Source organism: Litorerythrobacter xanthomarinus, from assembly GCF_046254955.1.
Lineage (GTDB): Bacteria > Pseudomonadota > Alphaproteobacteria > Sphingomonadales > Sphingomonadaceae > Qipengyuania_C.
In genome coordinates, this window is record NZ_JBJXRG010000002.1 from 275,725 (window position 1) to 289,312 (window position 13,588).

The 13,588-nt window shown below is 59.1% G+C and carries 12 protein-coding genes; 7 read left to right on the forward strand and 5 right to left on the reverse strand.

Going from position 1 to position 13,588, the window contains the following annotated elements; genetic code table 11:
- The first annotated feature begins 66 nt into the window (after nucleotides 1–66).
- The 6 genes from ACEWMW_RS10625 (at nucleotide 67) to ACEWMW_RS10650 (ending at nucleotide 8,035) form a co-directional block, all read left to right on the forward strand.
- Nucleotides 67–594, forward strand: a complete 528-nt coding sequence (locus tag ACEWMW_RS10625; protein ID WP_409413905.1) for a hypothetical protein — start codon at nucleotides 67–69, stop codon at nucleotides 592–594.
- A complete protein-coding gene (locus ACEWMW_RS10630) occupies nucleotides 591–1,070 on the forward strand; it encodes a glutathione peroxidase (RefSeq protein WP_409413906.1) in 480 nt (159 codons plus the stop codon). The genes ACEWMW_RS10625 and ACEWMW_RS10630 overlap by 4 nt, the downstream gene beginning before the upstream one ends.
- Before the next feature lie 62 nt (nucleotides 1,071–1,132).
- On the forward strand, nucleotides 1,133–4,642 hold the full coding sequence (gene dnaE / locus ACEWMW_RS10635) for a DNA polymerase III subunit alpha (protein WP_409413907.1): 3,510 nt from the start codon (nucleotides 1,133–1,135) through the stop codon (nucleotides 4,640–4,642).
- Nucleotides 4,643–4,666: 24 nt separating this feature from the next.
- Nucleotides 4,667–6,265 carry a long-chain fatty acid--CoA ligase gene (locus ACEWMW_RS10640; RefSeq protein WP_409413908.1) on the forward strand — a complete coding sequence of 533 codons (1,599 nt, stop codon included), beginning with the start codon at nucleotides 4,667–4,669 and terminating at the stop codon, nucleotides 6,263–6,265.
- Nucleotides 6,266–6,267: 2 nt separating this feature from the next.
- Nucleotides 6,268–6,708 (forward strand): DUF1330 domain-containing protein, encoded by a 441-nt coding sequence (locus ACEWMW_RS10645; protein ID WP_409413909.1) that lies wholly within the window; start codon nucleotides 6,268–6,270, stop codon nucleotides 6,706–6,708.
- A 76-nt stretch (nucleotides 6,709–6,784) separates the two neighbouring features.
- Nucleotides 6,785–8,035, forward strand: coding sequence for an aromatic ring-hydroxylating oxygenase subunit alpha (locus ACEWMW_RS10650; protein WP_409413910.1), 1,251 nt, complete (start codon nucleotides 6,785–6,787; stop codon nucleotides 8,033–8,035).
- Here the strand turns inward: ACEWMW_RS10650 and ACEWMW_RS10655 are convergent.
- The gene (locus ACEWMW_RS10655; protein ID WP_409413911.1) at nucleotides 8,032–8,775 is read right to left on the reverse strand and encodes a hypothetical protein; all 744 of its coding nucleotides are present in this window, start codon (nucleotides 8,773–8,775) and stop codon (nucleotides 8,032–8,034) included. The two genes, ACEWMW_RS10650 and ACEWMW_RS10655, sit on opposite strands and share 4 nt — an antisense overlap.
- Nucleotides 8,776–8,821: 46 nt before the next feature.
- Entirely contained in the window at nucleotides 8,822–9,901 is a 1,080-nt protein-coding gene (locus tag ACEWMW_RS10660; RefSeq protein WP_409413912.1) for a PA0069 family radical SAM protein, read from the reverse strand.
- A 78-nt stretch (nucleotides 9,902–9,979) separates the two neighbouring features.
- Here ACEWMW_RS10660 and ACEWMW_RS10665 point away from each other — a divergent pair, with 78 nt between their 5' ends.
- Complete coding sequence (locus tag ACEWMW_RS10665) at nucleotides 9,980–10,498, forward strand: YcxB family protein (RefSeq protein ID WP_409413913.1); 519 nt, start codon at nucleotides 9,980–9,982, stop codon at nucleotides 10,496–10,498.
- 9 nt (nucleotides 10,499–10,507) lie between these two features.
- Here ACEWMW_RS10665 and moaB read toward each other — a convergent pair whose 3' ends face one another.
- From moaB to ACEWMW_RS10680, 3 genes are read right to left on the reverse strand one after another with little or no spacing between them, the layout of a single operon-like run.
- Nucleotides 10,508–11,035 carry a molybdenum cofactor biosynthesis protein B gene (moaB, locus tag ACEWMW_RS10670; RefSeq protein ID WP_409413914.1) on the reverse strand — a complete coding sequence of 176 codons (528 nt, stop codon included), beginning with the start codon at nucleotides 11,033–11,035 and terminating at the stop codon, nucleotides 10,508–10,510.
- The gene (locus ACEWMW_RS10675; RefSeq protein ID WP_409413915.1) at nucleotides 11,035–12,810 is read right to left on the reverse strand and encodes a transglycosylase SLT domain-containing protein; all 1,776 of its coding nucleotides are present in this window, start codon (nucleotides 12,808–12,810) and stop codon (nucleotides 11,035–11,037) included. The genes moaB and ACEWMW_RS10675 overlap by 1 nt, the downstream gene beginning before the upstream one ends.
- Nucleotides 12,783–13,586, reverse strand: coding sequence for a uracil-DNA glycosylase family protein (locus ACEWMW_RS10680; RefSeq protein WP_409413916.1), 804 nt, complete (start codon nucleotides 13,584–13,586; stop codon nucleotides 12,783–12,785). The genes ACEWMW_RS10675 and ACEWMW_RS10680 overlap by 28 nt, the downstream gene beginning before the upstream one ends.
- Between the last annotated feature and the right edge of the window lie 2 nt (nucleotides 13,587–13,588).

Genomic DNA, 13,588 nt, shown 5'->3' on the forward strand with positions numbered 1-13,588 from the left:
CCGAGCGAGCCTTTGAACAGCAGCTGCAATTCCTTTCTATGCCGGCAGTAAAAGAGGGGACACGCTATGATTACGATCCTTGCGCCTTTGGCGCTCTTGCAGGCTGCTTCCGGACAAGCCGCGCAAACTCCGCCACCACCACCGCCTGCTTGCGACAAGGAAACACATGCGGGTTTCGATTTCTGGGTCGGCGAATGGGATGTCTATCCTAGCGGCACCGACAACAAGGTCGCGGACAGCAAGATTGAGCGCAAGCACAACGGCTGTGCTGTGATCGAGAGCTGGATGCCGCTCAACGGTGCAGGCGGAACAAGCCTCAACAATGTCGATGCTTTGACAGGCCACTGGCGCCAGAAGTGGGTCGGGTCGAGCCCGGGAGCTGTCGAGTTTTCTGGCGGTGTCGTGGACGGGACCATGGTACTTACCGGCACCTGGCCGTCGCCGGGAGCGCTGACGACCTTGATCCGGATGACTTACACTCCAAATGAAGATGGCAGCGTGCGGCAGCACGGAGAAGCCTCGACGGATCATGGTGTTTCGTGGCAGACGAGCTTCGACTTTATCTACCGGCCCAAGCCAAAGGAACAGACATGACCAGCATCGCCGATTTCACGGTCACCACGAACCGCGGTGAAGAGCTCGATCTTGCCGAAAAGAAGGGAAAGGTTCTCCTCGTGGTGAACACGGCGAGCAAATGTGGTTTCACGCCGCAGTATGACGGGCTCGAGAAGCTCTACCAGCAATTCAAGGACGACGAATTCGAGGTTCTCGGCTTTCCCTGCAACCAGTTTGGAGCGCAGGAGCCAGGCTCGTCCGACGAAATCGCAGAATTTTGCAAGCTCAACTTCGGTGTCACGTTCCCGTTGATGGAAAAAGTCGACGTGAACGGCGATGACGCCTCACCCCTGTTCGACTGGATGAAGTCAGAGGCACCGGGTTTGATGGGCTCGAAAACGGTTAAATGGAATTTCACCAAGTTCCTGATCGACCGCGAGGGAAATGTGGTAAAACGCTATGCCCCGCAGGACACGCCGGACCGCATTGCCAAGGATGTGGCGAAGCTGCTCTGACGAGAGTGTAAAACAAGCGATTGGCTGTTGGCGAATCTGCCAAGGGTACTCATAGTCGCCCGATGCCTTTCGCCCCCTTTGTACCGCTGCGAGTCTTGTCGAGCTATTCGATGCTCGAAGGCGCGATCGATCCCAAGGCAATTGCGAAGCTCGCCAAGGAGCGCGGCTTTCCTGCCATCGCTATCGCCGATCGCAACGGTCTCTATGGCGCGGTCATGTTTGCCAAGGCGTGCAAGGACGAAGGCATCCAGCCCATCATTGGCGCACTTTTGGGCGTTGCTCGCCCGGTCGATCTGGGCGGCGGCGGGGATATGCCTCCGGTTGATTACCTCCCGCTCTATGCGCAAGACGAGCGTGGTTATGACAATCTGTGCCATCTCGTCAGCAAAGCCCATCTCGACCGTCCGCTCGAACTTGAACCGCATATCCGCCTGTCCGAAATGGAGGGCCGCACCGATGGCCTGATCGCGCTGACGGGCGCAAGCGAGGGGGGACTGACCAAGCTCCTTGCCGAAGAGCAGAATTCGCACGCCGAGGGCTTTCTTGACCGGCTGCAAGCGCTGTTTCCGGAACGGCTCTATCTCGAGCTCGCCCGCCGCGGCAATCCGGCCGAGGTAGCGGCAGAGAAAACGCTGGTTGACCTGGCTTACGAGCGTGATTTGCCACTGGTCGGCACCAATCCCGCCAACTTCGCCGAACCGCATATGCACGACGCGCACGATGCAATGCTATGCATAGCCGGTTCGACGCATATCGAGGCTGAGGATCGCGCGCGGTCCAATCGCGATTCGTGGGTCAAATCGCATCTGATGATGGAAGAAGCGTTCGACGATCTTCCCGAGGCGACCCAGAACACGCTCGTAATTGCACAGCGTTGCGCTTTTGCGCCGCCGTATCGCGATCCGATCCTTCCCAGCCTTGCCGGTGACATCGAGGGCGAGGCGCGCATGCTCGAAGAAGACGCGCGCCGCGGGCTTGCCAAACGGCTTGAGCCCTATGGCGAGATGTCGGATGAGGAGCTGAAAGTATATGTCGACCGGTTGGAGTATGAAGTCGGCATCATCAACCAGATGGGCTTCCCCGGCTACTTCCTGATCGTTGCCGATTTCATCAAATGGGCCAAGGATCAGGGCATTCCGGTGGGGCCGGGGCGCGGTTCAGGTGCAGGCTCGCTTGTCGCTTGGTCGCTTACCATTACCGATCTCGATCCGATCAAGTTCGGACTTCTGTTCGAGCGTTTCCTCAATCCGGAACGCGTCTCGATGCCGGACTTCGATATCGACTTCTGCGAAACGCGGCGCGGTGAGGTGATCCGCTACGTCCAGCAGAAGTACGGTGACGATCACGTCGCGCAGATCATCACTTTTGGTAAGCTCAAGGCGCGCGCAGTGCTGCGCGATTGCGGCCGCATCCTGCAGATGAGCTACGGCCACGTCGATCGGCTGTGCAAGATGATCCCGAACCATCCGACCGATCCGTGGACGTTGCCGCGCGCGCTCAACGGAGCGTCGGACTTCAAGCGCGAATACACCAACGACAATGAAGTGAAACGGCTAGTCGATCTGGCGATGCAGCTTGAAGGATTCCCGCGCAATTCCTCGACCCATGCGGCGGGCGTTGTGATTGGAGATCGGCCGCTCGCGCAGCTCGTCCCGCTCTATCGCGATCCGCGCTCGGACATGCCGGTGACCCAGTTCGACATGAAGCACGTTGAGAGCAGCGGGCTGGTAAAGTTTGATTTCCTTGGTCTGAAGACGCTGTCGGTACTGCAAAAGGCCGTCGACCTCCTGGCCAAGCGAGAAATCGATATCGACTTGTCAGCGCTGCCGCTTGATGATCCGACCGTCTACGAGCTGATGAAATCGGGCAATACTGTCGGCGTGTTCCAGCTGGAATCCGAAGGCATGCGGCGTACCCTGACTGCGGTGAAGCCAACCAAGTTCGAAGACATTATCGCGCTTGTCTCCCTTTATCGCCCCGGTCCGATGGACAACATCCCCCTGTTCGGCAAGCGCAAGGCTGGCGAGGTGCCGATCGAATATCCGCATCCAAAGCTCGAAGGGATATTGTCCGAGACGTATGGCATTTTCGTCTACCAGGAACAGGTGATGCAGGCGGCGCAGATCCTCGCGGGCTATTCGCTTGGAGACGCCGACTTGCTCCGCCGCGCGATGGGCAAGAAAGTCCAGGCGGAAATGGATGTGCAGCGCGACAGGTTTGTCGATGGCTGCAAGGAAGTGTCTGGTATCGATGCGAAGCAGGCCAATGAGCTGTTCGACTTGATCGACAAGTTCGCCGGTTACGGCTTCAACAAATCTCACGCGGCCGCTTACGCCCTGCTGGCGTATCAAACCGCCTGGTTGAAGACGCATTATCCAGAAGAATTTTTCGCCGCATCGATGTGTTTCGACCTGCATCACTCAGAAAAGCTGGCGGTTTTCGTAGACGATGCGCGCCGCTATCCTGCGAGCATGGGCGGACCGGTCGAGGTGCTTGCGCCATGCATCAATGTCTCACAAGCGCAATTCACGGTTGAAGAAGCCGACGGTGTTTTGGCAGTCCGCTATGCGCTCGCGGGCATCCGCAACGTCGGTGAGAAGGCGATGGATGCGATCGCGCAGGAACGTGAGGAGAACGGTACCTTCATCAGTCTGCAGGACCTGTTCGAACGGCTCCCGAAGGGTGCAATGAACTCGCGCCAGCTCGAAGGCCTGATCTGCGCAGGGGCTCTCGACGAGCTGGAACAGGATCGCGCCAAGCTGTTCGCCAATATCGACCTCCTACTGGCGGTGGCCGATCATGCCGAGCGCGAGCGGGAAAGCGGGCAGGCGGGTCTCTTCTTTACCGAGGAGAAAGAGGCCGACACGCTACGGCTCGCGGAAGCAGAGCCTTGGTCCCGGGCCGAGATGATGGCGAAAGAGCGCGAGAATTTCGGGTTCTATTTCTCCGCCCATCCGGTGCAGCAATTCTGGTCAATCGCCAGTGCCAATGGTGCGCGGAGCCATGCCTCGCTGATGGAAGGCGGGGCGCCTGCAGGAGGGCGATCACCGGCAGTTATGGCGGCGATGGTCGAGAATGTCAGACGGGGTAAGACCAGGCGCGGCAAGGATTTTGTACGAGCGGATTTCTCCGATAATTCGGGCCAGTTCAGCGCGGCCTGTTTCGAGGAAGCTATGGTGGAGAAGTTCGAGCAGTGGGCAGCCGACGGCACCTGCATCCTGCTCAATGTCGAACTCGACAGCCCCAGTCCCGATGAACCGCCGAGAATCACTGTGCGCGGCGGCCGCCCGCTTTCCGAAGTGACAGAAAGCTCGCGAATGATGCTGAAGCTCGATGTGCAAACGCCCGAAGCTCTGCTCGATCTGGAAAGAGAGCTGACGACAGGCAAGCAAGGACAGGGCGAAGTGCTCATCCGCCTCATGACGATGACTTCGGAAGAGCCAGTTATCAGGCTTGGCCGCGACTTCGCACTCGATGGCGAAATCGCTGAACGCTTGGCAAACATCGATGGGCTTGCCAATGTATCGCTAACCACACGGCGAGGAGCGAGCCATTTGCGTCTCGTCGCCTAGTTAGGAAAGATTGAGGAGAGAAGCATGCTCGGAGCCATGCAGGACTGGACCATGCGCGTGACGCACGTGATCGACCATGCCGCGCGAGAAGCGGGTGAGCGTGAGATTGTCTCGCGCTGGGCCGATGGTAGCGAAACGCGCACAAATTGGGCCGGAATCAGGGCCGACGCGCTCAAGATGGCGCAGGCGTTGCAGGCGCTTGGTCTAAAGCCGGGCGACAAGGTTGCGAGCCTTGCCATGAATCACTCGCGCCATTTGGTCAGCTGGTACGGCGTCGCAGGAATGGGCGGGGTGCTCCATACGGTCAATCCGCGGCTGTTCGACGACCAGCTCGAATACATCGTCAATCACGCTGAAGACAAAGTTCTGTGTTATGACGCAGCCTTCCAGCCCATTGTCGACAAAATGCGCGAAAGGTGGACCACGGTCGAGCACTACATTTGTTACGACTCAGGTGAGCATTCGCCCGCCTTCGAGGACTGGATCGGCGAACAGGATGGCAATTTCGAATGGGTAACTGGCGCTGAAACCGATCCCTGCATGATCTGCTACACAAGCGGGACAACGGGCAATCCCAAGGGTGTGCAGTACGAACACCGCTCGACGGTCCTGCATGCGATGGCATCGCTCCAGCCATCGGTATTCAATTTCAACGCGTCCTCGGTGATGTTGCCAGTGGTCCCGATGTTCCATGCCGCGAGTTGGGGCCTGCCTTATGGTGGCGCTATGGCGGGCATCAAATTCGTCTTTTCGGCAGTCAACGATCCAGCCGTGCTGCATGAGCTAATGCTGCGTGAAGGGGTGACGGACAGTGCTGGTGTGCCTACAGTCTGGCTCGCGCATTTCCAATACTGCGACAAAGAGGGCATCGACCTGCCGCCGCTGAAGGCCGCAACCATCGGCGGATCGGCCTGTCCCCGCTTTATGATCGAACGGTTGATGAAGAATGGTACGCGAGTGCAGCATGCCTGGGGGATGACCGAAACCTCGCCGATAGGCACCGTTGGCGGACCCACGGCGAACTGGGACCAGCTAAGCTTCGAGGAGAAAGTCGATGTCACAGCGATGCAGGGCCGCCCGGTCTTCGGGGTAGAACTGCGTATTGTCGATCTAGATGATATGGCCACCGAACTGCCACGCGATGGCAAGCATTCCGGCGCGCTCCAGATCCGCGGGCCCTGGGTTCTCAAACGCTATTTCAAGGCCGAGCAGGATGCCGCCAACAATGAAGGCTGGTTCGATACCGGCGATGTCGGCATCATTCATCCCGATGGAACGCTTCAGCTGACCGACCGGACCAAGGATGTGATCAAGTCCGGCGGCGAATGGATCAGTTCGGTCGAGCTTGAGAATGCTGCCGTCGGCCATCCCGGAGTTGCCGAAGCCGCGGCCGTGGGCATGCCTCACCCCAAATGGGACGAGCGCCCGGTCCTGTTCGTGGTCAAGGCGGATGGCTCCGATGTGAGCGCGGCGGATGTCACCGAATACCTTACCGACAAGGTCGCCAAATGGTGGCTGCCCGATGCAGTCGAGTTTGTCGACGAGATACCGCACACCGCGACGGGAAAAATTTCCAAGAAAGACCTCCGCGATCAGTTTGCTGACTATAAACTGGAGGCCTGAGGGTGCCAGACGTCTACATCGATCCCAGCCCGGAGAACTTCCAGGCTTTCAAGGATCTGCCGCGCGATGAGCCGATCCATATGCTCAATCTGCTCCGCTATCGCGAGCTGGCAGAGTATCCCGAGGAGCATGAGCATCACGGCAATGGCTGGAGCGGCAGACGGGCCTACGAGGAATACGGCAAGACCAGCGGGCCGATTTTCCAGCGCGTCGGCGGCAAGATTGTCTGGCGCGGCGCATTCCAGACCATGGTCACCGGACCCATGCCGGACGACAAGCTGTGGCACGATGGATTCGTCGCGGAGTATCCCAACTCGGGCGCATTCTTTGAGATGATCAAAGACCCAGACTACCAGGTCGCGGTCCAGAACCGTACCGCAGCTCTGGTCGACAGCCGCTTGATGCGATTCAAGCCATGCCAAGCCGGAGAAGGATTCGGCTAGAGGCGCAGTGTCGCATTTGTACGTTGCATCCCTATTGGATTGACTTAGGCTCCCGCTCGACGGTGGGAGAAAGTCGATGAAGCATTCGAAGCAGGTGGAAATCCTCAAGGAGCTGATGAGTCAGCTCGACGAGAACCGCAATGTAGACGCCGGTGCCCAGTATCGATTGCCGACCTCAGACTATATCTGCCCCGATCTGGCGCAGCGGGAATGGAACGCTTTCTTCCGCGAGCATCCGCAGATCATCGGGTTGAGCGGCGATCTGCCTGAAAATAGCAGCTTCTTCACGATTGACGATTTCGGCGCACCAGTGTTGGCAACGCGCGGCAAGGACGGAGTTTTCCGCGCTTTCCTCAACGCCTGCCGCCACCGCGGCGCGCGGGTCGCGCAGGAGCCGAAGGGCAAAGCCGCGCGCTTCACTTGCCCGTTCCACAGCTGGACCTTCGCCAATGATGGGAAGCTGCTGGCGATCCCGGAGCAGGATCATTTCGGCCCGGTCGACAAGAGCTGCATGGGGCTGGTCGAACTGCCCGCCGCCGAAGTTGCCGGGATGCTGTTCGTCCATCCGCAGCCTGCGGCAACGCTCGATGTCGAAGCGCTTTTGGGCGAGGAACTGCTGGAAGAGCTCGAGGGGTGGGGCTTCAAGGACTACATCCATGTCGCCGATCTCGACATAGACAAGAAGCTGAACTGGAAGCTGGCCAATGACACATTCGGGGAAACCTACCACTTTCCCAAGCTGCATAAGAACACGCTGGGGCACGTCTTTTATGGTAATAATTTGGCTTACGAGGAGTTTGGCCGCCATCACCGCTTTGTCACTGCGAGCAAGCTGATCGATGCCCTGCGCGGCCTGCCGGAAGACCAATGGACGATCACCCCGGCCACGTTTGTCCTCTACTACCTGTTCCCCAACATACAGGCGGTGTGCGTCAGCACGGGAATGAATATGGCGCGGATCTATCCGGATCCCAACAATCCCGGCCGCTCTCTAACGCGCGTTGCGGGATATTTTTCGCCGCAAGCACTTGCCATATATGAGGAACAGGTTGCCAATGGTGGGAGTGAAGGCAAGTTGCTCAAGATTGAAGAATTTTATGCCCGGGCGGCTGAGCCCGACATCATCCGGACTCCCGAAACCGCTGTAGAGGCGTTCTCTAGTACCGTCTCAGCCGAAGACTATGTGATGGGCGAGCATCAGCAGTTCGCGGCCTCGTCAGGCCAACTCGAATATTCGCTATTCGGACGTAACGAAGCACCGTTGCACCATTTCCACTCGAACTACCGTGATGCCTTGGGCAGGCCGCCGCTGGAGAAGATTGGCTAGCCGTCCGTCGGGATAACGATCCTGTCAGCGCTTGGATCGTAGCGAATATCCACCCCGAGATCGCGCAGCCGGTTGAAACTCAAATAATCATCGCCTGATGCCGTGCGGATCTTCTCCGCCTTGGCCGTGTCATTCTTTGCAACCAGCTCGGCAATTTGTCCGCGGTCGGCAAAAATTTGCGCGGCTCCGTCGATCCGGATCGCCAGCTTGCCGCTCGGCGCACCGCCTATGGCCACAGGCTTGTCGACGCTGATCGCGTTGGAGGATTTCGCACCGCCTTCGAGGTCGAACTTGACATTGATCAAGCCGTTCTTGCCAGGTTTGGGGATTGGCGTCAGGTTAGCTGTGCGCACGCCGCGTTGGGTTATGCCAAATGCCCGGTCAAACTCACCTGGCTGAAGCCTTCTTGATAGGTTCTGGGGTGTGCCCGTCTCTGCTCGCTCTGCGAGGGCAGCAGAGACTAACTCGACATTCTCGCCCATCAATACCGGGGGAGGGCGACGAACTACTTCTGCTAGCCTTTCAGGAATGATCAGCCGAACCGGATAGCCATTCTCGTCGGCTTCCATGGTTTGTGCCGTCACGACGATGTCGATACCGAGCACTGTTACGCCCAAACCGAGGACGCCCACGGTAAAGACACCGAGGCGCTTGTCCTCACCGCCTTCGAGGCGATCCCGTCTTTTGAGCCAGCCGATCACTGTTCGTGCCCCGGTTCCTTCGCATGCAATCGCGCGCACTATATCCAAGATCGCTGAACTTGGCGCTACAAATTTGCAAAGTGTCTCAAAGCAGGAGCAACTGCCCGTCGATCGATGGCCTGCGGAATCGTGAGCAATCCAGGTTGATTACGGGTTTGGGCAAGCCGGCGCGTTTTCGTGCAAGTGCAAAGCGCGCGCGGAAGAGCTCGGCCCACACACCTTTCGGACGCATCCGACTGAAAAAATTGGGATCGTTGTCGTGCCCGTCGCGGATCGAGCGAATGATGCTCATAACCTTGGATGCGCGATCCGGGAAATGTACTTCGAGCCATTCCCGGAATAGCGGCGCGACCTCATGCGGGAGCCTGAGTGGTATCCAGCCGGCCGAACCCACGCCTGTTTTCGCCGCAAGTGCGACAATCTGCTCCATAAATTGGTCGGTAATCGCCGGAATGATGGGAGAGATTGAGCAATGGGTTTGGATCCCCGCGTCCGACAATTTTCTCAATGCATCAAGACGCTTAAGCGGTGAAGCTGCTCGCGGTTCCAATTTGCTGGAAAGCACAGGATCGAGGGTAGTTACCGAGATTGCCGCAGCGACGAGGTTGCGCTTTGCCATCTCTCTCAGGATGTCGAGATCGTGCAGGATCCGGTCGGATTTGGTGGTGACAGTGATCGGGTGCCGGGTTTCGAGGCAGATTTCGAGTATCTGACGGGTAATTTTGTAGCGTGATTCGATCGGTTGGTAGGGATCGGTGTTGGTACCCATGGCGATCGGCGCTGGCCGATATTTCGGGCGCGCGAAAGTGTGCCGCAACAAGTTAGGCGCATTCGGCTTGGCGAAAAGCTTGGTCTCGAAATCGAGACCGGGCGAAAGATCGTGATAGGCGTGGGTCGGGCGAGCGAAACAGTAGATGCAGCCGTGTTCACAGCCGCGATACGCATTGATAGATCGATCGAACGGAATATCAGGTGAGGAATTGAAAGTGATGATCGTCTTTGGGCGTTCCTCGGTTACTATGGTCCGGAGCTTCGGTGGAGTTCCGCCAAGAATTGCTACGTGATCACGCCACTCACCATCGGCCTCTCGTTCGGCAAGGCCGAAGCGTTGTGATACTGCGCCGGATTGCGCGCCTCGACCGGCTATCTTTTCGCGGATTGGCATGAGTTGCAGATAGAACAAATACGGAACATAGCAAGCGCCGCTGATTGAAAAGCCGTAGCAAACGGGTATGCAGGGGAAATGGATGAGCAAGTCGGAAACCGCGCCGAGTTCACGATCACGGAAGCTCAGGTCATCGCGGGCACTCGTGAGGCGATGAAGCGCCACTTCACCCGCATGCCTTATAGCGGGATCTTAACGGCTACCTATGTCCTCGTGGTGGCGCTCCTGGCGTTTCTGCTTGATTCTCGCAGCCTCGTGCCGCTGCTGGCGGCGGCGGTTATAGCGCCGCCAATCGCCTACTGGCTCATCATGAAATTTTCCGTACCGTGGCAAGCAAGGCGGCATTTTCGACAAGCCGCTTTGCTATCGGATCGATCCTATGTCGAATGGGATAGTGAAGGCATTACCTTGGGCGGGCCCAAGGGACAGGCGCGGCTAGGGTGGCACGATTTCTATGCCTGGGACCGCATCGCGGAATTGGTAATGCTCTACCAGAGCGAGGCGATGTTCAACATGATCCCGGTTGAAGCGATTGGTGAGGTTGGAGCCGACCAGATTGAGGGCTATTTGCGCGCTTCAGGTGTGAAGTGGCGCTGATGTAGCGCGTCAAACCTCTTTCAGGCGCGGCATCAACTCAACGAAGTTACACGGGCGGTTGCGGCTATCGAGTTGCTCGTCGAGGATATTGTCCCAGCCATCCTTCACCGCTCCGTTCGATCCGGGCAGGGCGAAGATATATGTCCCGCCGGCCAGCACCGCCAAAGCACGGGATTGCACCGTGCTGGTACCGATCGTGTTGAAGCTGACCCATCGAAACAGCTCTCCGAACCCTGGAATTTCCTTGTCCTTGATCCGCTCCAGCGCTTCCGGAGTCACGTCGCGGCCCGTCAGCCCCGTGCCGCCAGTGCTGACGATCGCATCGATATCGGGATCGGAAATCCAGCCATAAAGATGTTCGACGAGCACATCCGCGTCGTCCTTCACGATAGAGCGAGCGGCAAGATTGTGGCCCTTGTCGGTGATCCGCTGAGCAAGGATATCACCCGAAGTATCATCGGCTTCGGTGCGGGTGTCGGACACCGTCAGCACCGCGATATTGATCGGCTTGAATTCCCGGCTTTCATCGATTGCCATCAGTAGCGTCGTCCCGTCGTTTGCATCCCGGATCGGGCTGCGCCGGGGAAGCCCGGCCATTCATTTTCCGCCATGCTCTTACGCGCCGGCGAGTCCTGACCGGCATTGCGCTGGTACATCCAGTAATTTCGCATCACGATCGCTACATAGCTGCGCGTTTCCCAATAGGGGATCGATTCCATGTAGAGCAATGGATCATCAAGATCGCGGACTTCGCTGTTCCAGCGTGTCACCGGCGTAAGGCCTGCGTTGTATGCGGCCATGATTTTGGGGAGTTTGCCCTCGGTAGCGCGCGTATCACGCAGCATTTCGAGGTTCTGCTGCCCGAACGCCAGGTTGATGCGCGGATCGTCGAGGTCACCGTAATCGGCATTGAGGTTGAGGCGCGGGGCATGCTCGCGCACGGTTATGGGTGTGATCTGCATCAGTCCGCGCGCCTGGGCGGGACTAATCGCGCCGGTGTGGAAGCGCGATTCCTGCAATGCATGGGCGAAGGCGAGCGAGGGATCGACCCGCCAGCCATTGGCCGGCTGCCATTTGGCGACAGGATAGCGCAGCGCCCGATTGGTGCTCGAGCCCCGCGGGCGGTTGTGGGCGAGATAGAGTTGGGTCGATGGCAGGCCCATCGCGCGGGCCAACTTGGCGATTTCATTGACGTCCCTAGCATCGCCGATGCGCGCCTGGTGACGCAATACCTCGTCCGCGAGCACATCCTCGCCGATTTCGGACAAGGCAGCGGCGATCCGCACGTTTTGGTCGCGCGAAATGGCGCGCCAATCATCGCCGTCAAACTCGAGGCCAGAACCGCGATCGGGCAAGCGCTGCCCCAACTGCTCGGCGGCGAGCATGCCATAGAGCGTTTCGTCGTTGCTGGCCGCCTTGCGAAGCGCTTCCTGTGCCTCGCCCGGCTTGCGGCAGCGCACCAGCGCACGGCTCGCCCAGTAGTTGGCCGCACCTCTCAGTTCGACATTCTCAGCGCCAGCTGCTGCGCGCTGAAATCCGGCGGCAGCATTAGCACAGTCGCTGAGCCGCCATGCTGCAAGTCCGGCCGTCCAATCGGCTTCGGCCACCCACGGCCCCGAGCCTTCGCGCGCCTGCAAAGCCATCGCATAAGCTGAAGCATCCTGGTTCTCGATATAGTAGCTCCATGCCACTTTCTGGCGCCATTCAGCGCGCGCTGCCATGCTGAGCGAGGCGTCGATCCCGTCAAGCAGCAGACGCGCACCGGACGGATCGTCATTGACGATATGTTCCTGGATCGCCTGCGCGATATCTCCCGGCATTGACCCGTCATCTACCGATTTCGGGCGTACACGCAGCGGGGCGCTGCCTTGCCAGGTGAAGCGATTGACTTCGGGCAAATTGGGCTGGCTTGTGAGACCCCGCCTCTGGCCGAGCCGCATAATCTGTTCAGCCTGCGGGAGATCGTAATGGCTCTCCAGCCAGCTTTCGATTTGTGGCAGTTCGATTCGCGGGCTATTGGCGTGGAGATAGTATTCGGCGAGCGCCAACCCCGTCAGCAGACCGCTTGGCCGTTTCTCCAGCTCGGAGAGGAGCGTATCCCAATCCTCGCGATCCAGCGCTGCAAACACCGCGCGATAATAAGCACGCTCGTCGTTGGACAGGACCACCGGAACTTGGGCGTTCACCCGCACCTGCGCGCTCGACAAGTCGGGCGCCTGCGCCAGCGCGATTTGGGCGCTTGCCGCCAGAACCCCCCCGATGATTGCGAAACCGATACGACCCATCATCCGCTCCGTTGCGTGGCTGTCCATTCGAGCCAATCATGCCACAATCGCTTCCTGCGCTGGGCCGAGCGAAACAATTCCTCCAGCCCGGGCACCGCAAGCACCGGCAATTCGCGATTCATGCCCTGAGCGCCGTCAAGTGCGTGAGCCCCTTGCGCCTGATCGTGGCCAAGCAGCGGCAGGACGTTGCGCGCGAACACCAGCAGTCGTTTCGGCTGGACCAGATTGATATGATGGGCAGTCAAACCGCCCAATCCTGCCGCCTTGAGCGCGTTCCAGTCAGGCAGGGCAACTGCGCGCGGTAGAGCACTAGCAAGGCAGCAATCCTCGATCGCCAAGCCCGCAGCGCGCAGGAAACCTGCCAGCAGCTTGCCTTGCTGCCCGGAGAGCAGGGTTTCCCGATCGACTTCCTCAGGCTGCGAGACGATCACCATCAATTCAGGTTGTGCGCGGCCCCGAGGCGCAATTCTTGGCCCCGTGCCCCCCAGCTCCACCGACTTCTCGTCGAGCCACCATTCCGCGAATTCGTCAAGCGATTGCGGCCAATGCTCGCTTGCCATGACTTTCGCGATCGCGGCACTGGGTGCGGGCGCAAGCTTTGCTTTCGCGGTTGCCACAACCGGCTTCTCTTCGGGCTGGACAGGGTTCTCCTGAGCCCGCTGTTCCTCCGCCTCGGCAATACGATCGACCGGATCATCAACGAAATCGCCGTCTATCCCCGCCTCGCGCCACCATTCGATCGCGCCTTCCAGCTCGCTTTTCAGGCTGCGTTTGTCGCGGTTTTGGGAGTTTTCAGGTGTCATCG

Coding starts and splice junctions, on each gene's coding strand:
- ACEWMW_RS10625 (WP_409413905.1), top strand. CDS start 67: ATGATTACGATCCTTGCGCCTTTGGCGCTCTTGCAGGCTGCTTCCGGA.
- ACEWMW_RS10630 (WP_409413906.1), top strand. CDS start 591: ATGACCAGCATCGCCGATTTCACGGTCACCACGAACCGCGGTGAAGAG.
- dnaE (WP_409413907.1), top strand. CDS start 1,133: ATGCCTTTCGCCCCCTTTGTACCGCTGCGAGTCTTGTCGAGCTATTCG.
- ACEWMW_RS10640 (WP_409413908.1), top strand. CDS start 4,667: ATGCTCGGAGCCATGCAGGACTGGACCATGCGCGTGACGCACGTGATC.
- ACEWMW_RS10650 (WP_409413910.1), top strand. CDS start 6,785: ATGAAGCATTCGAAGCAGGTGGAAATCCTCAAGGAGCTGATGAGTCAG.
- ACEWMW_RS10660 (WP_409413912.1), bottom strand. CDS start 9,901: ATGCCAATCCGCGAAAAGATAGCCGGTCGAGGCGCGCAATCCGGCGCA.
- ACEWMW_RS10665 (WP_409413913.1), top strand. CDS start 9,980: ATGGATGAGCAAGTCGGAAACCGCGCCGAGTTCACGATCACGGAAGCT.
- moaB (WP_409413914.1), bottom strand. CDS start 11,035: ATGGCAATCGATGAAAGCCGGGAATTCAAGCCGATCAATATCGCGGTG.
- ACEWMW_RS10675 (WP_409413915.1), bottom strand. CDS start 12,810: ATGGACAGCCACGCAACGGAGCGGATGATGGGTCGTATCGGTTTCGCA.
- ACEWMW_RS10680 (WP_409413916.1), bottom strand. CDS start 13,586: ATGACACCTGAAAACTCCCAAAACCGCGACAAACGCAGCCTGAAAAGC.